Below are 21,322 nucleotides of genomic sequence, written 5' to 3'. Positions count from 1 at the left end.
TCCATCACGATCCCGCAACGTCACCGGTCAGCCCGGCAGTACCGCGTGACAGCGCCGCACGGGGATGCTCAGATGGACGGAGGCCGTCCGCTCGACCGACGGCCGCAGTGAGACAGTCGTCGGCGCCGCCGGGGCGCCCCGGCGGGAGGGAGTCCATGATGGGGTACGGCACGGAGCGGGGCGGCGACCAGGACGACGACAGGGGTGTCCCCGGTGAGTCGGCGGCGTCCCGGTGCTGGCGCCGGACGCCCGTAGCCCTCGGCCTCGCCGCCGTCCTGGCCCTGGCCTCCTGTGCCGCCGTGCCCGGTGGGGGGAACTCCTCGGAGGCCACCGGCCCGTCGGAGTCCGCGGCGGTCCAGTCCACCGAGGCCGCAGGAGCCACGGAGTCCGGTGACGTCACGGGGTCCGTCGCTGCCAGTCCCACCCCGACGGCCAGCGGGGCGCCCGGTGACGGCGAGGGCGCCGAGGACGGGGACGGGTCCACGCAGACCCACAGCACGGAGGGGGGTCACTTCCGGTGGACGCTGCCGGCCGACTGGACCATCAGTGAGGAGCTGGCCGGTCCGGACACCACCGAGGCGTACGGCGTGAAGAACGAGCGGTGGGTCTTCCAGAACCCGGAGGGGACGGCCGTCTTCTCCGCGAACACCGGCGTGGGGCCCACGGACGGTGACGGCGCCAAGCCCGACGTCGTCGAGGTCGTGGACGCCGAGCGGCTGCGGGGCCTCCCGGCGGACCCGGAGTACGGGGAGGAGGACACCTGGTACCGCGCGGCCATCCTGAGGGACAACGGGCTGCGGGGCGACGAGGGGTTCTTCGACGGGGAGGAGTACCGGCTGGCGGTCCAGGTGGTGGGCGTGCCCCAGGACGTGGACCCGGAGGCGCCGGGCGATGACTACTGGAGCGGCTGGACCTTCGTGCTGCCCGCGGCCCCGGGCACGGGGCAGGGGACGGCCAGCTTCCTGCAGGGCCGCATCGCGCAGTCGGATGCCGAGGCGATCACCGGCCGGGAGGGCAAGGACGCCCTGCGCGCGGTGCTGGAGACCGAGGAGTACTCCGAGCTGCGCGACGTGGCAACGTCCCTGCAGGTCACCGCCCCCTGACACGGACGCGTCCTCGTCCGTCCGGGGTCCTGGACGCGAGCCGGAGACGGCCGGTCGCCTCCCCGCGGGAAGGCGACCGGCCGTCGTCGTGTCCGGGAGCCCCGGACGATACGCCGCTGCGGTTCAGGCGCCGGGCAGGTGCCGCTCGTCGGGTCCGTTGTAGGCGGACAGCGGGCGGATCAGCGAGTTGGAGGCACGCTGTTCCATGATGTGCGCGGTCCAGCCGGTGACGCGCGCGGCGATGAACAGCGGGGTGAACAGCTCGGTGTCGAAGCCCATCAGGTGGTAGGTGGGCCCGGCCGGGTAGTCGAGGTTGGGCTTGATGGCCTTGGCCTCGTCCATGGCCTGCTCCAGGCCGTTGTACAGGCCGAGGATCTCGTGCCGGCCGAAGTGCTCGATCATCGCGTCGAGGGCCTTCTTCATGGTCGGCACGCGGGAGTCGCCGTGCTTGTACACGCGGTGCCCGAAGCCCATGACCTTCTTCTTGCTCGCCAGGGCATCCTCCATCCAGGCCTTGGCCCGGGCCTTGGCCTCCTCCTGGGACTCCTCGGGACGGATCCCGATCTCGTCGAAGGTGTGCATCACGGCCTCATTGGCACCGCCGTGCAGCGGGCCCTTGAGGGCGCCGATCGCGCCGGTGACCGCGGAGTGCAGGTCGGACAGGGTGGAGGTGATGACCCGCGCGGTGAACGTCGAGGCGTTGAAGGAGTGCTCGGCGTACAGCACCATGGAGATCCGGAACGCGTCGACGACCTCCGGGGCCGCCTCCTCGCCGAAGGTCATCCACAGGAAGTTCTGCGAGTAGTCCAGGTCTTCGCGCGCGGGCACCGGCTCTGCCGGCCCGCCGGCGTGGCGCCGGCGCTGCTCGTAGGCGACGACGGCGGGCAGCTGGGCGAACAGGGTCGTCGCCTTCTCCAGCTCGGCCTCCGGGGAGGAGTCCTCCGCCTTCGGGTGCTGGGCGCCCAGGATGGAGACCGCGGTACGCACGGAGTCCATCGGGTGGCAGTCGACCGGCAGGGCGTCCAGGGCCGCCTTGACGTGCTCGTCCAGGGCGCGGTGGGCCCGCTCGTGGGCGGTGAAGTCGGCCAGCTGCCGGTCGGTGGGCAGCTCCCCGTTCCACAGCAGGTAGGCCACGGCCTCGAACGGCAGGGCGGCGGCGAGCTCCTGGACCGGGTAACCCCGGTAGAGCAGGGAGTTGGTGTCCGGGTTGACCTTGGAGATGGCGGTGTAGTCGGCCACCACCCCGGCCAGGCCCTTCTTGATCTCGATCTCGGTCTCAGTCATCATCTCGAGTCCTTTCGCGTGACGGGTCAGCCGGCGTCGGTGCGGCCGGGGGAGGAGGCGGTGTCCAGCCCGGGCACCTGGAAGTTGAACACACCCGAGTCGAAGCCGTTGTAGCCCTCGTAGTCCACGAGCTCGTACAGCCGCGCCCTGGTCAGCATCTCACCGACCCCGCCCTGCTGGGTACCCTCCGTGCGGATGGTGGACAGGACCCGTTCCATGGCACCCAGTGCGGTGCGCAGGAGGGTGACCGGGTAGATCACCAGGGCCACGCCCACGCCGGCGAGCTGCTCACGGGTGAACAGCTCGGACTTGCCGAACTCGGTCATGTTGGCCAGTACGGGCACGTCCACGGCGGAGCAGACGGCCTCGAACTCGGACAGGTCCTTCATGGCCTCCGGGAAGATGGCGTCCGCCCCGGCGTCCACCAGGGCCTTGGCCCGGTCCACGGCCGCGCGCAGGCCGCCGGCCCCCTCGACCCCGCGGACGTCCGTGCGGGCCATGATGAGGAAGTTCGGGTCGCGGCGGGCGCTCGCGGCCGCGGCCACCCGCTGGGTGGCGGTGGCCAGGTCCACGACGGCCTTGTTGTCCAGGTGGCCGCAGCGCTTCGGGTTGACCTGGTCCTCGAGGTGGCAGCCGGCCAGTCCGGCGTTCTCGAGTTCCTGGATGGTCCGGGCCACGTTCATCGGTTCGCCGAACCCGGTGTCCGCGTCCACGATCGCCGGCAGGTCCGTGATCCGGGCGATCTGCCCGGCGCGCTGGGCCACCTCGGTCAGGGTGGTCAGCCCGATGTCCGGCAGCGCGAGCTCGTTCGCCAGGACGGCGCCGGAGATGTAGAGCCCGGAGAAGCCCTGTTCCTCGACCAGCCTCGCCGAGATCGGGGTGTAGGCGCCCGGGAACTGCACGGCCGCTCCGGGCTGCAGCAGTTCCGAGAGCCGGACCCGCTTCTGCTCGGCGGTGAGTGTCGAGTACAGCATCAGAACAGTCCCTCCGGTGCGGCGGCCAGGTCGATGACGCCCTCGGCGGCGGTGATGTTGAGCTGGTCCAGGTCCCCGGCGCCCAGTGAGGCGGTGCGCTGGGCGGCCTCAAGGAAGCGCTCGATCTCCTCGGGGGCCACCAGTCCCTCGGCCAGGGTGCGGAACTTGGCGATGTACTGTTCGCGGCCGAACGGGCGGGCACCCAGCGGGTGGGCGTCGGCCACGGCGATCTCGTCGCGGATGACGGTGCCGTCGGTCAGGGTGATCTCCACCGCGCCGCCGAAGGCCTTCTCGTTGAGGTCCAGGGAGTGGTAGCGGCGCGTCCACTCCGGGTCCTCCTCGGTGGTGACCTTGTGCCACAGCTGGACGGTGTCCGGGCGCGCGGCCCGCTCGGGGGCGTAGGAGTCCACGTGGTGCCAGGAGCCGTCCTGCAGGGCCACGGTGAAGATGTAGGGGATGGAATGGTCCAGGGTCTCCCGCGAGGCCTGCGGATCGTACTTCTGGGGGTCGTTGGCCCCGGAGCCGATGACGTAGTGGGTGTGGTGGGAGGTCCTGATCAGCACCGACTCCACGTTCTCCGGGTCGGTGGCCTCCGGGTGCTCACCGTGCAGCTTGCGGGCCAGGTCGATCCAGGCCTGGGCCTGGTACTCGGCGGAGTGCTCCTTGGTGTAGGTGTCCAGGATGGCGCGCTTGGCCTCTCCCGGGGCCGGCAGGGGCACCGAGTACCGGGCGTCCGGGCCGTCCAGCAGCCAGGCGATGACGCCGTCCTCGCCCTCGTAGATCGGAACGGGGGAGGTCTGGCCGCGCATGGCGCGGTCGGCCGCCTCCACGGCCATCTTGGCGGCGAAGGCCGGGGCGTGGGCCTTCCAGGTGGAGATCTCGCCCTTGCGGGACTGCCGGGTGGCGGTGGTGGTGTGCAGGCCCTGGCCGATGGCCTGGAAGATCGTCTCCGTGTCGAGGCCGAGCAGGGTGCCGATGCCGGCGGCGGCGGAGGGACCGAGGTGGGCGACGTGGTCGATCTTGTGCTTGTGCAGGCAGATCGCCTTGACGAGGTCCACCTGCAGTTCGTACCCGGTTGCGATGCCCCGGATCAGGTCCGCGCCGGTGGACCCGCGGTGCTGGGCCACGGCGAGGATGGCGGGGATGTTGTCACCGGGGTGGGAGTACTCGGCGGCCAGGAAGGTGTCGTGGTAGTCCAGTTCGCGCACGGCCACGCCGTTCGCCCAGGCCGCCCACTCGGGCGAGACCTTCTCGGTGATGCCGAAGACGGAGGCACCGGTGCCCCCGGTGGACGGTGCGTGGGTCAGGGCCTGGGCCCGGGCCGCGACGATCGGACCGCGGTTCAGCGAGGCGATCGCCACGGAGGCGTTGTCGATGATCCGGTTGATGACCATCTCCTCGACCTCGGGGTCGATGCCGACCGGGTCGGTGGCGACCTCGGCCATCTTCCAGGCCAGCTGGTCCTTGCGGTCCAGGTTCTCCTCGGAACGGTAGACGCGGACGTCGTGGTTGATCATGGGGTTCTCTCCTCAGGTCGTGACGGTGTCATGGTCGTGCTGGGTCTCGTGTCCCGGCGGGGTGCCGGGCCGGGGGTCCGAGCGCGCCGGTCCGGCGCCCTCCTGGTGTGACTGCAGGTGGGCCAGTGCGTGCTGCAGGTGCATGGTGGTGGTGGCCGCGGCCAGTTCCGGGTTGCGTGCGGCCAGGGCGTGGGCGATCGCGGCGTGCTCCGTGGCGGAGGCGGCCAGCCGCGCGGGGTCCTTGCGGGAGAACCGGCGCAGGCGCGTCAGGTGCACCCGCAGGCCGCGCAGGTGCTGCGCCAGGTAGGGGTTGGCGCAGGCGTCGTCGACGGCGGCGTCGAGTTCCTCGGTGAGGGCGTAGTACTCCGTGGGGTCGGCCCCGCCGCGCAACGGTTCCGTCGCCGCCTCGAAGCGATCGGCCAGGTCCACGAAGAGCGCGGCGTCGGCATGCTCCGCCGCGCGGCGGGCGGCCAGGCCCTCGAGGGCGGTCCTGAGGTCGAAGAGCAGGCCGGCCTCCGCGAGCGAGACCTTCGTGACGACGACACCGCGGCCGGTGGAGGGCTCTGCCAGTCCCTCGGCCACCAGCCGTCCGATGGCCTCGCGCAGGGGCGTGCGGGAGAGCCCGAGGCGTTCGGACTGCTCGACCTCGCCGAGCACGGCCCCGGGCGGCAGGTGTCCATCGATGATGTCCTGCCGCAAGGCCTGGTACGCACGTTCACTGGCTCGCACAGGGTCAGTGTATACACAAGAAGTCCATCCAGGGCATCTTCGCCCGGAAATTCCCCGTATCCGGAATTTTGCGTATACAGACCCTAGACGGGGGCGTGACCCGGGCCATATCTTGTGCCCATGACCCCAGCAGCGCACGCCACCACCGGGCCGGACCACGACTACGCCGAGGTCTACCGACGATCCATCGACGATCCCGAGGGCTTCTGGCTCGAGGCCGCCCGCGCCATCGACTGGACCCGTCCCCCCACCCGGGCGCTGGACGGCGCCGCGGCCCCGATGTACCGATGGTTCCCGGACGGCACCCTCAACACCGCGGCGAACTGCCTGGACCGGCACGTGGCCGCCGGCCACGGGGACCGGACCGCCATCATCTACGATTCCGCGGTGCTCGGCACCGTGGAGCACATCAGCTACGCCGAGCTCACCGACCGGGTGGCCACCTTCGCCGGCGTGCTGCGGCAGCTGGGCGTCGGCCGGGGGGACCGGGTGGTGATCTACCTGCCGATGACGCCCGAGGCCCCGGTCGCCATGCTGGCGTGTGCCCGGCTCGGAGCGGTGCACTCCGTGGTGTTCGGCGGCTTCGCGCCCAAGGAACTGGCCACCCGCATCGACGACGCCCGGCCAAAGGTCATCGTCACCTCCTCCGGCGGCATCGAGCCCAGCCGCAGGGTCGAGTACCTGCCGGCCGTCGCCGAGGCCCTGTCCCTGGCCGGCCACCGGGTGGACGCCGTCGTCGCGCGGCGCCGGGACGGATTCGCCACGGACCCGGCCGACGTCGCGTCCGGGACCGCGGGCACCCGCTGGGTGGACTGGGACGAGGCGGTGTCCACCGCGCTGCCCGCCGGGCCGGTGGAGGTCGCCGCCACGGATCCGCTGTACGTCCTGTACACCTCGGGCACCACCGGTTCGCCGAAGGGCGTGGTGCGGGACCACGGCGGGCACGCGGTCGCCCTGGCCTGGACCATGGCCAACATCTACGACGTCGGCCCCGGCCAGGTGATGTTCACCGCCTCCGACGTCGGCTGGGTCGTCGGGCACTCCTACATCGTCTACGCCCCCCTGCTCGTGGGGGCCACCTCGGTGCTCTACGAGGGCAAGCCGGTGGGCACCCCGGACGCGGGTGCCTTCTGGCGGGTGGCCGCGCAGCACGGCGTGCGCTCGCTGTTCACCGCCCCCACCGCGCTGCGCGCCATCCGCAAGGTGGACCCGGAGGGAGCCCTGGCCGCCGACCACGACCTGTCCGGGCTGAAGGTCCTGTTCGCCGCCGGGGAGCGGCTGGACCCGGAGACCCAGCGCTGGATCGGGGACCTGCTGGGGGTCCCCGTCATCGACAACTGGTGGCAGACCGAGACCGGGTGGCCGATCGGGGCGAACCCGGTCGGACTGCAGGAACTGCCCGTGAAGATCGGTTCCTGCACCCGGCCCTCGCCGGGATACGCCGTGGAGGTCCTGGACGGTGCGGGCGAACCGGTGCCGGCCGGGACCGAGGGCAACATCTGCCTGCGCCTGCCGCTGCCCCCGGGCACGCTGGCCACCCTGTGGGGCAACGACCAGCGCTTCATAGACTCCTATCTCAGCGCCTTCCCCGGGTACTACGCGACGGGGGACTCCGGCCTCATCGACGAGGACGGCTACCTGTTCGTGATGGGCCGCACCGACGACGTCATCAACGTGGCCGGTCACCGGTTGTCCACGGGGGCGCTGGAGCAGGCGCTCGCCGCCCATCCGGCGGTGGCCGAATGCGCGGTGATCGGCCTGGCCGACCCGCTCAAGGGCCAGCGGGCCGCGGGATACGTGGTGCTGAAGTCCGGGGTCGAGGTGCCCGAGGACCCCGAGGAATTGCTGGCGGAGCTGCGGTCCACGGTGCGGGGGACCATCGGCGCGGTCGCCGACTTCCGCCAGGTCACCGTCGTGGAGGCCCTGCCGAAGACCCGTTCCGGCAAGATCCTGCGCAAGACGATGCGCCAGATCGCGGACGGGGAGGACTACGTGGTGCCCTCCACGATCGAGGACCGTTCCGTGCTGGACCGGATCGCGGACCAGCTGCGCGCCTGACCGGGACGTCCGGAGTCCGCGCGCGTGCCCCCACCGTGGCGCCGGGGCCGGGGCCGTGCCAGACTGCGCCCATGACGAGTCCGCCGCAGATCGTGCTGGTGCCGGGGTTCTGGCTGGGCGGCTGGGCGTGGGACGAGGTCCGGGCGGACCTGGACGGACGGGGCCTCGCGGTGGCGACCCCGACCCTGCCCGGGCGCGGGACCAGGGCCGACGGGCCGCAGGACCAGGCCGACGCGATCCTGGCGGCCCTGGACCGCACGACCGGACGCCGCGTGCTCGTGGTGCACAGCGGGGCGGCCATCGCCGGGACCCTGGTGATCGACCAGCACCCCGGACTGGTGGACCACGCCGTGTGGGTCGACACCGCCCCGGTGCCCGACGGGTACGCCATGGACCCCGGTCTCACGGCCGAGTGGTACCGGTTGGAGGACGCGTGGGCGAGGGAACTGGAGGGTGGCGCGCTGCGCGACCTGACGGACCGGCAACTGCAGACCTTCCGCGAGCGCGCCGTCCCGGAGGCGGCGACCGTGCTGACCACTGCCGTCCGGCTCTCGGACGACCGGCGCCACGACGTGGCCTCCACCGTGGTCTGCACGGAGTACAGCGGCGAGGAGTACCGCTCCTACGCCGGACAGGGCGTCCCCTTCCTGGCCGCCCTGCCGTACTACCGCAACCTGCGCTACGTGGACCTGCCGACCGGGCACTGGCCGATGTGGTCCCGACCCCGGGAACTGGCCGGTCTGATCGCGGACGCCGCCGGGTGAGCGGACCGGGGCAGGCTCAGCCCGCCGGCCCCGTCCAGCGGTACTCGTTCTCCGGCCGGCCCGGCGTGCCGTATCGCGGGGACCGCTCCACCATGCCCACCCGGTAGAGGTGCTCCAGGTACCGTCGCGCGGTGACCCGGGACGTCCCGACGGCGTGGCCCACCTCGCCCGCGCTCAGCGCGTCCGCGGCGGCGCCCCGCAGCAGCGCGACGACGGTGTCCAGGGTCCGCTCCGTCAGCCCCTTGGGCAGTTCCGGGGGACCGGCGGGCCGGGAGCGCGGGAAGGCCCGGTCCACCGCGTCCTGGCCCGGTGCGGTGCCGGTGCCGGCGAACTCGGCCGCCAGCTCGCGGAACGCGCGCATCCGCTCCGCGAACTGCTGGTAGCCGAACGGCTTGACCAGGTACTGCACCACGCCCAGGGCCACCGCCCGGCGGATGGTGTGCAGTTCCGTCGAGGCGGTCAGCGCCAGCACCCCGCCGGTGAAGCCGGCCGAGCGCATCTGCCGCAGCACGTCGAGCCCGTGGCCGTCCGGCAGGTTCATGTCCAGCAGGACCACGTCGACGCCGAAGGAACCGCCCCGGCGCATCTGCTCGGCCAGGAAGCCCAGCGCGTCCCGGGCGGTGGGCGAGACATGGACCACCTCGAAGCCGCCGGTGCGGGCCAGGTACTCCACGTAGGTCTCGGCCGTGACCTGCTCGTCCTCGAGGATCAGCACCCGGTAGTCACGCATGCCCGTCGATCCTCTCCGGGTGCCCTGCGTCCACCGGGTCCGGCAGGCCCCGGTCCGCGGCACCCAGGGGCAGCTCGACGGTGAACACGGTCCCGGAGTCCTGGGCCAGGTCCACGGTCCCGCCCAGCCGTCGGGCCGTCTGGCGGACCAGGGCCAGTCCCACCCCACGGCCGGCGGGCCCGGCCGGTTTCGTGGACCAGCCCAGCTCGAAGATCCGCTCACGGTCCTCCGCAGAGGGTCCCGGCCCACCGTCGGCCACCTGGAGGACCAGCCAGCGCCCCTCGAGGCGCGCCTCGGCGTCCACCCAGCGATCCTCCGGGTCCCGGGCCGGGTCGGCGGCCGCGTCGATCGCGTTGTCCAGCAGGTTGCCCATGAGGGTGACCAGGTCCTGGGCCGGGACGCCGGTGGGGGAGTCGACCTCGTTGCGGTGGTCCATCGTGACCCCGCGCTCGCGGGCCTGGGAGGCCTTGGCGATCAACAGCGCGTCCAGCGCGGGCTCGGCCTCCGCGGTCGTGGCGAGGTCCGCGCCGGTGCCCCGGGCGTCCAGGGACTGCTCGATCAGCTCGCGGGCCTGCTCGGGGCGGCCCAGCTCGAGCAGGGAGTAGAGGGTGTGCAGCCGGTTGGCGTGCTCGTGGGTCTGCGAGCGCAGGGCGTCGGTGAGGGACCGGGTGGTCTCCAGCTCCCGGTTCATCTCCTGGACCTCGGTGCGGTCGTACAGCGTGACCACCGTTCCCGGGCCCGGCGCCGGGATCTCGGACGACCGCCGCCGCGACCGGGTCCAGGGCCGTGCCGTCGGCGTGGTCCCCGGGCGGGCGGGCCGCTGGTTCACCACGAGGATCCGCTCGCCCACCGCATAGAGCTCGTCCCGGGCCTGCCGTCCCGCGCCCAGCAGGTCGGCGAGCGGCGCAGGCAGGCCGAGCTCCCTCACGTGCAGCGGTCGATCGCCGATCACCCCGGCCTCCCGGGACGGGGGCAGGTCCAGCAGCTCGGCGGCGCGGTCGTTGTACAGCGTCAGGTGCCTCGTCGGCGAGATCAGGACCATGCCCTCCGAGACGTTGTGCAGTGCCGTGTCCAGCACCGCGAAGCGTGCGGCCAGCTCCTCGGGACCCAGCCCGTGGGTGGTCCGGGAGATGTAGCGGCCCAGGATCGCCGATCCGGACAGCGCCAGCGCGGCCAGCACCCCGGTGATCACCAGGATCCGGGGAATCTGGGCGGACACGGCGATGTCCAGCTCCGGAACACGCTGGCCGACGCCGACGACCCCGATGACCGTCTCGTCGTCCGCGGACAGGACCGGGGCCAGGGCACGCAACGACAGGCCGGCCGGGCCCGTCGCGACGGTGTCCACGCTGACCCTTCCAGCCCGGACCTGCGAGAGGTCCCCGGGGAAGTGCGTGCCCTGCAGAGCCGGATTCCGGTGGGCCACGCGCGTGGCGTCCGTGCCGAAGAACGTCACCCAGTCCACGTCGGCCGGGCCGGGCAGCTCCAGGGTCAGGGGCTGCAGGGCCGCCGAGGGGTCCGCCGCGGCGAAGCCCTCACGGACCGTGCCCTCGTCCGCGATCAGCTGTGCGGTGGCCACCACGTGCTCACGCTCCAGGGCGTAGAAGGTCTGCCGGGTCTGCAGGTAGCTCACACCGATCGCGAGGACCGCGATGACGACCAGCCCCGCCAGCTGGGCCACGGCGAGCCGCCGGGCGATGCTCCACCGGCGCATGATCACCTCCCGGATCTGTGAGCGGCGTCATGAACTTTATGACCGCAACCGTGACGATCCCCACAGTACGGGGCGAGGATCATCACTGACCGCAGTCCCGGTGGCGCCACACCCCGGCATCGCCGGCGTCCGCCCCCATCATCACACCCCGATCCACCATCGCAGCAAGGACCACCATGGCAGAGACCACCACCGCCCCGCGCGCAGAGCGCTCCGTGGCGAAGAAGACCAAGGACCGGACCCACTGGCTCTACATCTCCGTGATCGCCTCGGTGGTCCTGGGAGCCGCCGTGGGCCTGCTGTTCCCGGAGTTCGGCAAGTCCCTCAAGCCCCTCGGCGACGGCTTCGTCTCCCTGATCAAGATGATGATCGGCCCGGTCATCTTCTGCACCATCGTGCTGGGCATCGGCTCCATCGCCAAGGCCGCCACCGTCGGCAAGGTCGGTGGCATGGCCCTGCTGTACTTCGTCATCATGTCCACCTTCGCCCTGGGCCTCGGCCTGGTCGTGGGCAACCTCATCCACCCGGGTGAGGGTCTCGCGCTGACCCCCTACGACCCGGCCGCCAAGGCCGAACTCGACCCGACCGTCGCGTTCGTGCTGGAGATCATCCCGGACTCCGTCCCGGTGCTGCCGGTCCTGTTCGTGGCCCTGCTCGTCGGGTTCGCCCTGCAGAAGATGGGCGAGGCAGGCAAGCCGCTGCTGAACATCCTCTCCCTCGTCCAGGGCGTGGTGTTCCGGATCCTGATGATGATCATGTGGGTCGCCCCCATCGGCGCCTTCGGTGCCATCGCCGCCGTCGTCGGCTCCACCGGCTGGTCCGCCATCGGGGCCATGGCGCTTCTGATGGGTGCGTTCTACGCCACCTGCATCCTGTTCATCGTCCTGGTGCTCGGCACCCTGCTGAAGATCGTCACCGGGATGAGCATCTTCTCCCTGATGAAGTACCTGGGACGGGAGTACCTGCTGATCTTCGCCACCTCCTCCTCCGAGTCGGCCCTGCCGCGGCTGATCGCCAAGATGGAGTACGCCGGGGTGTCCAAGCCCGTGGTCGGGGTGACCGTCCCGACCGGGTACTCGTTCAACCTCGACGGCACCGCCATCTACCTGACCATGGCCGCCCTGTTCGTCTCCAACGCCATGGGCCTGGAGATGAACCTGGGCGAGCAGATCGGCCTGCTGGTCTTCATGATCATCGCCTCCAAGGGTGCCGCCGGCGTGACCGGCGCCGGCCTGGCCACCCTGGCCGCCGGCCTGCAGTCCCACAGCCCGGCGCTGCTGGGCGGGATGGGCGTGATCGTGGGCATCGACAAGTTCATGTCCGAGGCCCGGGCCCTGACCAACTTCACCGGCAACGCCGTGGCGACGATGCTGATCGGCAAGTGGGTCGGTGAGTTCGACGCCGACCGCGCACGGCAGGTGCTCTCCGGCCGGCTGGCGTTCGACGAGGCCCTGGTGGCCGGACACGGCGCGGCCGAGGCCGCACCGGCCACGGAGGCCGACGCGGAGTCCCGGGGGCGCGGCTTCGACCCGTACGAGTCGCCGACCATCGCCGAGCAGGCGGTGGAGGGGCACCCGGAGTCCAGCCTGAACGTCACCCGCGACCTGGACACCGCCGGCAGCCGCCGGTAGTCCGCCGACCGGGTCCCACGGACCCCACGACCGCGGCCGGGCCCCTGCACGGGGCCCGGCCGCCGACGTGGGCGGGAACCGACCGGCGTATACACCTTCACCCTGCGGTTGAACGTCAAGGCTCGCCGCGGGTCCGCGTGAATTCTCCGGGCCGGCCGAGATCCGGACTAGGGTGTACCCATGCCGCAGCAGCCGGCGTTATCCAGCGAAGGCACCTCACAGAACGGCGGACAGACGGACAGATGGCAGGAGTCGGCAGCATCGTGAACCAGCAAGAGCCCACGCCAGTGCTCATGGTCACCGGGGATCCGGTGATCGGGCCCACGGGACGGCCCAAGCACGAGTTCCCGGAGCCCGCCCCCCTGACCTCGCACGGCCCCGCCCGGATCATCTCGATGGTCAACCAGAAGGGCGGGGTGGGCAAGACCACCTCCACCATCAACCTCGGCGCCGCGCTCGCCGGGTACGGCCGCAAGGTCCTCATGGTCGACTTCGATCCCCAGGGCGCCCTGTCCGCCGGTCTCGGGGTCAGCCCGCACGAGCTGGACACGACCATCTACAACGTCATGATGGAGCGCAGCGTCACCGCGCGGGACGCGCTCGTGGAGACCGAGTTCGAGAACATCGACCTCTTGCCCGCCAACATCGACCTCTCCGCCGCGGAGGTCCAGCTCGTCAACGAGGTGGCCCGCGAGCAGGTGCTCGAGCGGTCCCTGCGCCAGGTCCGTGACGACTACGACGTCATCCTCATCGACTGCCAGCCGTCCCTGGGGCTGCTCACCGTGAACGCGCTGACCGCCTCGCACGGGGTGATCATCCCGCTGACGGCCGAGTTCTTCGCCCTGCGCGCGGTGGCCCTGCTGGTGGAGACCATCGAGAAGATCCAGGACCGGATCAACCCGGACCTGCAGGTCGACGGCGTGCTGGCCACGATGTTCGACGCCCGTACCCTGCACTCCAAGGAGGTCGTGGGCCGGTTGGTCGAGGCCTTCGGGGACCGGGTCTTCGAGACCGTGATCAAGCGCTCCATCAAGTTCGCCGACGCCACCGTCGCCGCCGAGCCGATCACCGCCTTCGCCCAGAAGCACGAGGGTGCCAAGGCCTACCGCACACTGGCCCGCGAGCTGATCTGGCGCGGCGGAGCGCCGTGAGCCCAGTGTCCGCGGCGGTGACCGGCGGAATGGCCGGTCTCGCCGCGGACGACGGTGGCCCCGGCGTGGCCGACCCGTCCCGGGCGGCCCTGGACGAGGCCGGCCTGGACGGGACGCCGTCCGGCTTCTCGGTCACCCTGCGGAACTTCTCCGGCCCGTTCGACCTCCTGCTCTCCCTGATCGCCCGGCGCCGGATGGACATCACCGAGGTCGCCCTGGCTGAGGTCACGGACGAGTTCATCGCCTACATCGGCACCCTGCGGCAGCAGCCCGGGGGACGGGACGAGGACGAGCGCGGCCGCCCGGACCTGGCGGCGCTGGACGAGTCCAGCGCCTTCCTCGTGGTGGCGTCCACGTTGCTGGACCTGAAGACGGCCCGGTTGCTGCCGGCCGGCACCACGGACGCCGAGGAGGACGTGGCCCTGCTGGAGGCGCGCGACCTGCTGTTCGCCCGGCTACTGCAGTACAAGGCGTTCCGGGACGTCTCCGCCCTGATGCGCAGCCGCATGGAGTCCGAGTCCCGGCGCTTCCCACGCCAGACGACGCTGGACCCGCGGTTCGCCTCCGTCCTGCCCCCGCTGGTGTGGACGGTGAGCCCGGAGCAGTTCGGTGCGCTGGCAGAGCAGGTCCTCTCCCGCACCCCGGCCGAACCCGACGCCGTCGGGCTCGGCCACCTGCACGCCCCGCCCGTCTCGGTGCGCGAGCAGAGCGGCATCCTGGCGGCCCGGTTGCGGGCGTCCGGCCGGCTCACCTTCCGTGAAATCGTCCACGACGCCGGCACCACCCTGGTGGTGGTGGCCCGCTTCCTGGCCCTGTTGGAGATGTACCGGGACCGGGCCGTGACGTTCCACCAGGACACGCCGCTGGGGGAGCTGGTGGTGGTGTGGGACCCGGATGCCCCGGACGTGCTGGCGGATCCCGGCGCCGGGTGGGACGAGGAGCACGACGAGAACCTGGACGAGGAGACGACGCATGAGTGAACCGGGACCACGGCCCGCGCCGGCGCCCCCGGCCGAGCGGGAGGGGCCCGGGCCGCACCTGCCCACCCACCCGGCCGGTGACGACCCGGCGGACCTGCGCGAGCAGCTCGAGGCCGTGCTGATGGTGGTGGACGAGCCGGTGACCGTGGCACAGCTGGTCCAGGCGACCGACGCGGAGCCCGCGAGGGTCGCCGCGACCCTGTCGGCCCTGGCGGACGACTACGACGGACGCTCCGGCGGGCCCCGGCGCGGTTTCGAATTGCGCGAGCTGGCCGGCGGTTGGCGCATCTACTCCCGGCCCGCCCTCGCCGACGTCGTCGAGCGGTTCGTCGTCGAGGGCCAGACCGCCCGGCTCACGCAGGCGGCCCTGGAGACCCTGGCCGTGGTGGCCTACCTCCAGCCGGTGACGCGGTCCCGCGTGGCCGGCATCCGCGGCGTGAACTCGGACTCCGTGATGCGCACCCTGGTCAGCCGGGGACTGGTGGCCGAGGCGGGAACGGATCCCCACACCGGAGCGGTGCTGTACCGGACCACCGGATACCTGCTGGAGACCCTCGGGGTGGGAAGCCTCGACGAGCTGCCCAGGCTCTCCGAGCACCTGCCCGGCCTGGACGACCTCGCGGCCCTCGCCGAGCAGGACGAGGGCTTCCGCGGCTGAAGCACGGCCGCGTCCACCCGGTGGGCCCTCGGCAGTGCGCAAGATCACCGCGCCCGCGTGACCTTGCGCGGGAAGGGCTGGACTATGATGGAGTGTTCGGTGGGGCACGGTCGTGGTGCCGTGACCGGTGACCCGAGGTCCCGTGATCCCCACCCACTCCGACCCCTGCACATGCCGTGAGGCACTGAAAGGACATCATGACTCCACGTACCCCCGGACACCAGAACTCCTCCGGCGGACCCCAGGGCTCCGGCGGCCGCCGCGGCCAGGGCGCATCGCGTCCCGGAAGGCCCGGCAAGACCGGTAAGCCCGGCAAAGGCTACGGCGCATCGGCCGGCAAGGGGCACTCCGGCAAGGGGGCTGCCCGCGGCGGCCCTGCCGGCGGCGGTGGCCGCACCCCGCAACCGGGCCAGAAGGGCGGGCCGTTCCGCGACGACTCGCGGGATGGATACGACCGCAACCTGGGCGCCGCGCGCAAGCCGCAGCGTCCGAACCGCGCTCGGCGCGAGCAGAATTTCTCCGAGGTCCACGACCCGTCCGGGGTGCGCCTCCAGAAGCTGATGGCCTCCGCCGGCGTGGCCTCCCGGCGCGTCTGCGAGGACCTGATCGCCGAGGGACGGGTCGAGGTGGACGGCAAGGTCGTGACCGAGACCGGTGTCCGCGTGGATCCCGAGACCTCGGTCATCCACGTGGACGGCATCCGCCTGCAGCTGGACACCACCCTGCGCTACTTCGCCTTCAACAAGCCCCGCGGCGTGGTCTCCACCATGGACGACCCCGAGGGGCGCCCGTGCATCTCCGACTACCTCAAGAAGGGCCAGGAGCGCCTGTTCCACGTCGGCCGGCTCGACACCGAGACCGAGGGGCTGCTGCTGCTGACCAATGACGGCGAGCTGGCCAACCGGCTGACCCACCCCCGCTACGAGGTCCCGAAGACCTATCTCGTCCAGGTGCCCGGGCCGATGGCCAAGGGCGTCGGGGCCCAGCTCAAGGAGGGCATCCACCTCGAGGACGGCTTCGCGCAGGTGGACTCCTTCAAGCTGGTGGACTCCACCCCGGGGCACGTGCTCGTGGAGGTCGTGCTGCACTCCGGGAAGAACCGGATCGTGCGCCGGATGTTCAAGGAGGTCGGCTACCCGGTCGAACGGCTCGTGCGCGTGAAGTTCGGGCCGATCGCCCTCGGCGACCAGAAACAGGGCACGGTCCGGCAGATGGGCCGGCAGGAGATGGGCCACCTGATGGCCTCGGTCGGACTGTGATGGCCCGGGCCCTGCTGACATCCCGGGTCCTGACGGAACCGGTCCTCATCAGGGGCACCGGACTGCTGGGCGCCTCGATCGGTCTGGGCCTGCGTGCCGCGGGCGCCGAGGTCTGGCTCGCCGACCCGTCGCCCTCCGCGCAGGCCGTGGCCGTGGACATCGGCGCCGGCGACCCCTTCCCGGCCGGGCCCGACGGCGCCACGGACGCGCCGGACGTCCGGCAGCCGGGCACCGTCGTGGTGGCCTCGCCCCCGGACGTGACCGGGCAGGTCGTGATCGATTCGCTGCGCCGGTTCCCGGAGGCCGTCGTGCTGGACATCGCCTCGGTCAAGGGGGCGATCGCCGCGGAGGTGCAGGCCGCCGTCGCCGACGGGACCCTGGCCCCCGCCCAGGCGGCCCGCTACGTGGGCACCCACCCAATGGCCGGTTCCGAGCGTTCCGGCCCGGTGGCGGCCCGCGGCCAGCTGTTCACCGCGGCCCCCTGGGTGGTCTGCGCGACCGAGGCGACCGACCCGTCCGCCGTCGCGGCGGCCGAGGAGATCGCCCGCAGCCTGGGCGCCACCGTGCACCGGATGAGCGCCGAGGACCACGACGCCTCGGTGGCGCTGATCTCGCACCTGCCGCAGATCGCCGCCTCCCTGGTGTCCTCCCGGCTCCAGGAGACCCCGGCGGCCTCGCTCGCCCTGGCCGGCAACGGACTGCGGGACACCACGCGCATCGCCGCCTCCGACCCCCAGCTGTGGGTGCAGATCCTCGCCGCGAACGCGCCGGAGATCCTGCGGATCCTCTACGGGGTGCGCGAGGACCTGGACCGGCTGATCGGCACGATGGAGGACCCGTCGGCGCCCGGTGCACGACTGGACATCGCGCAGCTGATCGCCGAGGGCAACGCCGGGCACGCCCGGATCCCGGGCAAGCACGGCGGTCCGCCGCAGGCCTTCGCCGTGGTCACCGTGATCGTGGACGACACCCCGGGCCAGATCTCGGCGGTCCTGCAGGACGTCGGCGCCGCCGGCGTCAACGTGGAGGACCTGCGCATGGACCACTCGGCCGGGTACCAGGTGGGCATGCTGGAGATCTCCGTACTGCCCGGACGCCGGCAGGAACTGACGGACGCGCTGACCGCGCGGGGATGGAAGGTGGTCTGAATGGTGGACGAGACGACGGGGGCGGCATCGCGTCGCCTCGTGGTGGCCGTGGACGGTCCCTCGGGGTCGGGGAAGTCCTCCGTGTCCCGCGAGGTCGCACGTCGGCTGGGCGCGGCCTACCTCGACACCGGGGCGATGTACCGCGCCGTGGCCTGGCACTGCCGGGAGGCCGGGGTGCTCGAGGACGACGACGCCGTCGTCAGTGCCGTCCAGGACATCGACCTGGGGCTGTCCGTGGACCCTGACGTCGACCGCGTGGTGGTGGGCACCCATGACATCACCGAGGCCATCCGCGCACCGGGCATCTCCGCCGTCGTCTCGGTGGTGGCCACCAACCGGGCCGTCCGCGAGCTGCTCGTGGCCCGTCAGCGCGAGCTGATCGACTCCCACCGCCGGATCGTGGCCGAGGGACGGGACATCACCACCGTGGTGGCCCCGGACGCCGATGCCCGCATCCTGCTGACCGCCTCCGCGGAGGTCCGTCTCGCCCGGCGCGGCGAGCAGCTCGGCGGCACCGTCGGCCGGCAGGACCTGACCGCCCAGGTGGTGGACCGGGACGCGAAGGACTCCACCGTGGTGGACTTCATGACCCCCGCCGCGGGGGTGGGTCTCGTCGACTCCTCCGAGCTCGACCTCGAGTCCACCGTGCAGGCCGTCCTGGCCGAGATCGCCGGCCAGTCCGGCCAGGGCGTCTTCGGCGACGCCCACCACGCCCCCGGCACCGAGGCGGCCGGAACCGCCGCACCGGTGACCACACCAGACACCGCAGCACCGACGACCCCGAAGGGGAACCGCGCATGAGCACCGAGAACACCACCGGCACCGGGCCGCAGGACGGGGCCGAGTACGTGCCCGCCGGCGAGGACAACGTCGCCGAGCGGCTGGCCGCCCTCTCGGACGAGGACGCGCGCCAGCGGGCCGAGGCCCTGCGCGCCGGCCTGCAGGACTACGAGCTCGACGACGAGGACGCCGCCCTGCTCCAGGGCTGGGAGGAGGGCGACGCCGAACCCGAGGACGAGCCCGTGCCCCCGGTGCTGGCCATCGTCGGCCGGCCCAACGTGGGCAAGTCGACCCTGGTCAACCGGATCATCGGCCGCCGCGAGGCAGTGGTGGAGGACGTGCCCGGGGTGACCCGGGACCGCGTCAGCTACGAGGCCGAGTGGAACGGGCGGGTGTTCACCGTGGTGGACACCGGCGGGTGGGAGCACGATGCCAAGGGCATCCACCAGCGCGTGGCCGAGCAGGCCGAGCTGGCCGTGGACGTGGCCGACGCCGTGCTGTTCGTCGTGGACGCGACCGTCGGCGCGACCTCGACCGACGAGGCCGTCGTCCGGCTGCTGCGGCGCAAGAAGAAGCCGGTGATCCTCGTGGCCAACAAGGTCGACGACATCACCCAGGAGGCGGACGCCGCCACCCTGTGGGGCCTCGGCCTCGGCGAGCCCCACCCCGTCTCCGCGGTGCACGGCCGGGGGACCGGTGACCTGCTGGATGCGGCCCTGGCGGTCCTGCCGGAGGAGTCCGCCCACGGCGGGCTCGTCCCGCGCGGTGGCCCGCGCCGCGTGGCCCTGCTGGGACGGCCCAACGTGGGCAAGTCCTCGCTGCTGAACAAGCTGGCCGGATCCGACCGCGTGGTGGTGGACGACACCGCCGGCACCACCCGTGATCCCGTGGACGAGCTGATCGAGCTCGGTGGCCGGCTCTGGCGGTTCGTGGACACCGCCGGCATCCGCCGCCGCCAGCACATGGCCCACGGTGCGGACTACTACGCCTCCCTGCGGACCCAGTCCGCCCTGGACAAGGCCGAGGTGGCCGTGGTCCTGCTGGAGGCCTCCGAGGTGCTGTCCGAGCAGGACGTGCGCATCCTGCAGACCGTCGTGGACTCCGGCCGGGCACTGGTGCTGGCCTTCAACAAGTGGGACCTCATGGACGAGGACCGCCGCTTCTACCTGGACCGGGAGATCGAGCAGGACCTGGCCCACGTGGCCTGGGCCCCTCGAGTGAACCTCTCGGCCAAGACCGGGTGGCACAAGGACCGGTTGGTGCCCGCCCTGGACACCGCGCTGGAGTCCTGGGACCGGCGCATCCCCACCGGCAAGCTGAACGCCTTCCTGGGCGAGCTCGTGGCAGCCCACCCGCACCCGGTGCGCGGCGGCAAGCAGCCCCGGATCCTGTTCGCCACGCAGCCCTCCACCCGGCCCCCGCGCATCGTGCTGTTCACGACCGGGTTCCTGGACCCGGGCTACCGGCGGTTCATCATCCGCCGGCTGCGGGAGACCTTCGGCTTCGAGGGGACCCCGATCGAACTCGGGATGCGGGTCCGCGAGAAGCGCGGCCGCAAGCACTAGTCCGCGGCCACCCGGCGGGCCGGGGACACCGGCCGCGGCCGCGACGGGCGGCGGGCCCAGTCCGGGGCCCGCTCCGGCAACGGGCCGACGCCGATCAGGTAGGCCGGCAGGAGTGTCAGCGCGGGGAACCGGCGGACCAGGGAGACGAACCGTGGTGACGGAGCGGTCCACGTGCCGTCCAGGACGGGTTCGACGAACCGGGCGTGCGCGACCCGCTGCACCGCCTGGATGAGGGCGGTCGGCATCAGTCGACGACGCCGCACCCGGGCGAGCACGCGGGGGCCCACGCGGCCCGTCCGGATCGCGGGGGCCAGCAGACGGGCGGTCGCGACGGCGTCCTGCACGGCCAGGTTGATCCCGACCCCGCCGACGGGGGACATCGCGTGCGCCGCGTCCCCGATGCACAGCAGGCCGGCGGTGTGCCACCGCCGGAGCCGGTCCACCCGCACGTCCAGGTGCTTGACCTGGTCCATCGAGGTCAGGGCGCGGACATCGGCCTCCGGGGGCAACAGGCCGTGCAGTTCCCGGCGGAGTGCCTCGACGCCCCGGCGGCGCAGCCCGGCGTCGCCGCCCTTCCGGCCCAGGTACGCGACCTGGAAGTACCCCCGCCTCGGGATGGCGACGACGGCGGCGCCGGCGCGGAACCGGGGGAGCAGGGAGGTCCTCGGGTCCCCGAGGGCGGGCAGCCGGAACCACCACACGTCGAAGGGAACCGGGTACTCCCGCACGGGGAGCCCGGCCGCACGCCGCAGGACCGACCCCCGGCCGTCGCAGGCGACGACGAGGTCGGCGCGCAGCTCCCCGGCCCCCTGCGAGGACCGGTACCGGACCCCGGTGACGCGACCGCCCTCGCGCAGCACGTCCACGGCCTCGGTGTTCATCCGCAGGGCGAAGGTGGGTTCCTCGCCGGCCGCCCGGGCCAACAGGTCCAGCAGGTCCCACTGCGGGACCATCGCGATGTAGGGATGGGGCACCCGCAATCGTCCGAGGGTCACCAGACGTACCGAGCCGCCGTCGGGGGCCGGGAAGCCGACGCCATCCAGCCGGGTCTGCGGCAGGGCGTCGAACGCCTCGAACAGCCCCAGGTCCTCGAGCAGGGTCAGGGTGCTGGGATGCACGGTGTCGCCGCGGAAGTCCCGGAGGAAGTCGCCGTGCTTCTCCAGCACGGTCACCCCGATGCCGGCCCGGGCCAGCAGGAGGCCCAGGACCATTCCCGCGGGCCCGCCGCCCACGACCACACAGGTGCCGCTCATGGTCACATCCTGCCGTGAGAAGAT

18 protein-coding genes are annotated in these 21,322 nt (G+C 72.3%); 11 read left to right on the top strand and 7 right to left on the bottom strand.

Going from position 1 to position 21,322, the window contains the following annotated elements; translation table 11 throughout:
- Positions 1 to 155: 155 nt before the first annotated feature.
- On the top strand, positions 156 to 1,103 hold the full coding sequence (locus tag Q0283_RS09585; protein ID WP_298044349.1) for a hypothetical protein: 948 nt from the start codon (positions 156 to 158) through the stop codon (positions 1,101 to 1,103).
- A 123-nt stretch (positions 1,104 to 1,226) separates the two neighbouring features.
- Here the strand turns inward: Q0283_RS09585 and Q0283_RS09580 are convergent, their stop codons facing one another.
- The 4 genes from Q0283_RS09580 to Q0283_RS09565 are packed head-to-tail and all read right to left on the bottom strand — an operon-like array spanning position 1,227 to position 5,607.
- The gene (locus Q0283_RS09580) at positions 1,227 to 2,387 is read right to left on the bottom strand and encodes a bifunctional 2-methylcitrate synthase/citrate synthase (protein ID WP_183528434.1); all 1,161 of its coding nucleotides are present in this window, start codon (positions 2,385 to 2,387) and stop codon (positions 1,227 to 1,229) included.
- 26 nt (positions 2,388 to 2,413) lie between these two features.
- Entirely contained in the window at positions 2,414 to 3,361 is a 948-nt protein-coding gene (gene prpB / locus Q0283_RS09575; RefSeq protein ID WP_183526697.1) for a methylisocitrate lyase, read from the bottom strand.
- Positions 3,361 to 4,878 (bottom strand): MmgE/PrpD family protein, encoded by a 1,518-nt coding sequence (locus Q0283_RS09570; protein ID WP_298044347.1) that lies wholly within the window; start codon positions 4,876 to 4,878, stop codon positions 3,361 to 3,363. The genes prpB and Q0283_RS09570 overlap by 1 nt, the downstream gene beginning before the upstream one ends.
- Before the next feature lie 12 nt (positions 4,879 to 4,890).
- Positions 4,891 to 5,607 carry a GntR family transcriptional regulator gene (locus Q0283_RS09565; protein ID WP_183526691.1) on the bottom strand — a complete coding sequence of 239 codons (717 nt, stop codon included), beginning with the start codon at positions 5,605 to 5,607 and terminating at the stop codon, positions 4,891 to 4,893.
- Between the two features lie 120 nt (positions 5,608 to 5,727).
- Between Q0283_RS09565 and Q0283_RS09560 the strand changes: the two genes are divergently transcribed.
- Together Q0283_RS09560 and Q0283_RS09555 are read left to right on the top strand one after the other, a co-directional pair.
- Positions 5,728 to 7,665: an AMP-binding protein gene (locus Q0283_RS09560; protein ID WP_183526689.1), complete on the top strand. Its 1,938-nt coding sequence runs from the start codon at positions 5,728 to 5,730 to the stop codon at positions 7,663 to 7,665.
- A 71-nt stretch (positions 7,666 to 7,736) separates the two neighbouring features.
- Positions 7,737 to 8,429: an alpha/beta fold hydrolase gene (locus Q0283_RS09555; RefSeq protein ID WP_221243365.1), complete on the top strand. Its 693-nt coding sequence runs from the start codon at positions 7,737 to 7,739 to the stop codon at positions 8,427 to 8,429.
- A gap of 16 nt (positions 8,430 to 8,445) precedes the next feature.
- Here the strand turns inward: Q0283_RS09555 and Q0283_RS09550 are convergent, their stop codons facing one another.
- Together Q0283_RS09550 and Q0283_RS09545 are read right to left on the bottom strand one after the other, a co-directional pair.
- On the bottom strand, positions 8,446 to 9,159 hold the full coding sequence (locus tag Q0283_RS09550) for a response regulator (RefSeq protein WP_183526687.1): 714 nt from the start codon (positions 9,157 to 9,159) through the stop codon (positions 8,446 to 8,448).
- Entirely contained in the window at positions 9,152 to 10,873 is a 1,722-nt protein-coding gene (locus tag Q0283_RS09545; RefSeq protein WP_298044344.1) for an ATP-binding protein, read from the bottom strand. Before Q0283_RS09545 ends, Q0283_RS09550 begins: the two co-directional genes overlap by 8 nt.
- A gap of 176 nt (positions 10,874 to 11,049) precedes the next feature.
- Here Q0283_RS09545 and Q0283_RS09540 point away from each other — a divergent pair, with 176 nt between their 5' ends.
- The 8 genes from Q0283_RS09540 (at position 11,050) to der (ending at position 20,045) form a co-directional block, all read left to right on the top strand.
- On the top strand, positions 11,050 to 12,504 hold the full coding sequence (locus Q0283_RS09540) for a cation:dicarboxylate symporter family transporter (protein ID WP_298044343.1): 1,455 nt from the start codon (positions 11,050 to 11,052) through the stop codon (positions 12,502 to 12,504).
- Positions 12,505 to 12,797: 293 nt separating this feature from the next.
- The gene (locus tag Q0283_RS09535) at positions 12,798 to 13,655 is read left to right on the top strand and encodes a ParA family protein (RefSeq protein ID WP_183528430.1); all 858 of its coding nucleotides are present in this window, start codon (positions 12,798 to 12,800) and stop codon (positions 13,653 to 13,655) included.
- A 17-nt stretch (positions 13,656 to 13,672) separates the two neighbouring features.
- Entirely contained in the window at positions 13,673 to 14,635 is a 963-nt protein-coding gene (locus tag Q0283_RS09530) for a ScpA family protein (protein WP_183528428.1), read from the top strand.
- Positions 14,628 to 15,293 (top strand): SMC-Scp complex subunit ScpB, encoded by a 666-nt coding sequence (gene scpB, locus Q0283_RS09525; protein ID WP_183526681.1) that lies wholly within the window; start codon positions 14,628 to 14,630, stop codon positions 15,291 to 15,293. The genes Q0283_RS09530 and scpB overlap by 8 nt, the downstream gene beginning before the upstream one ends.
- A 197-nt stretch (positions 15,294 to 15,490) precedes the next feature.
- Positions 15,491 to 16,552 carry a pseudouridine synthase gene (locus tag Q0283_RS09520; RefSeq protein WP_183526679.1) on the top strand — a complete coding sequence of 354 codons (1,062 nt, stop codon included), beginning with the start codon at positions 15,491 to 15,493 and terminating at the stop codon, positions 16,550 to 16,552.
- Positions 16,552 to 17,700: a prephenate dehydrogenase gene (locus Q0283_RS09515; protein ID WP_183526677.1), complete on the top strand. Its 1,149-nt coding sequence runs from the start codon at positions 16,552 to 16,554 to the stop codon at positions 17,698 to 17,700. The genes Q0283_RS09520 and Q0283_RS09515 overlap by 1 nt, the downstream gene beginning before the upstream one ends.
- Positions 17,701 to 18,501, top strand: coding sequence for a (d)CMP kinase (cmk, locus tag Q0283_RS09510; RefSeq protein WP_183526675.1), 801 nt, complete (start codon positions 17,701 to 17,703; stop codon positions 18,499 to 18,501).
- The gene (gene der, locus Q0283_RS09505; protein WP_183526672.1) at positions 18,498 to 20,045 is read left to right on the top strand and encodes a ribosome biogenesis GTPase Der; all 1,548 of its coding nucleotides are present in this window, start codon (positions 18,498 to 18,500) and stop codon (positions 20,043 to 20,045) included. Before cmk ends, der begins: the two co-directional genes overlap by 4 nt.
- Here the strand turns inward: der and Q0283_RS09500 are convergent.
- Positions 20,042 to 21,298, bottom strand: coding sequence for an FAD-dependent oxidoreductase (locus Q0283_RS09500; protein ID WP_221243364.1), 1,257 nt, complete (start codon positions 21,296 to 21,298; stop codon positions 20,042 to 20,044). The two genes, der and Q0283_RS09500, sit on opposite strands and share 4 nt — an antisense overlap.
- Between the last annotated feature and the right edge of the window lie 24 nt (positions 21,299 to 21,322).

The organism is uncultured Citricoccus sp. (assembly GCF_937871995.1).
Classification (GTDB): Bacteria; Actinomycetota; Actinomycetes; order Actinomycetales; family Micrococcaceae; genus Citricoccus.
Note: the sequence above shows the minus strand (reverse complement) of the source record. Positions and strands in the feature narration are given on the sequence as shown.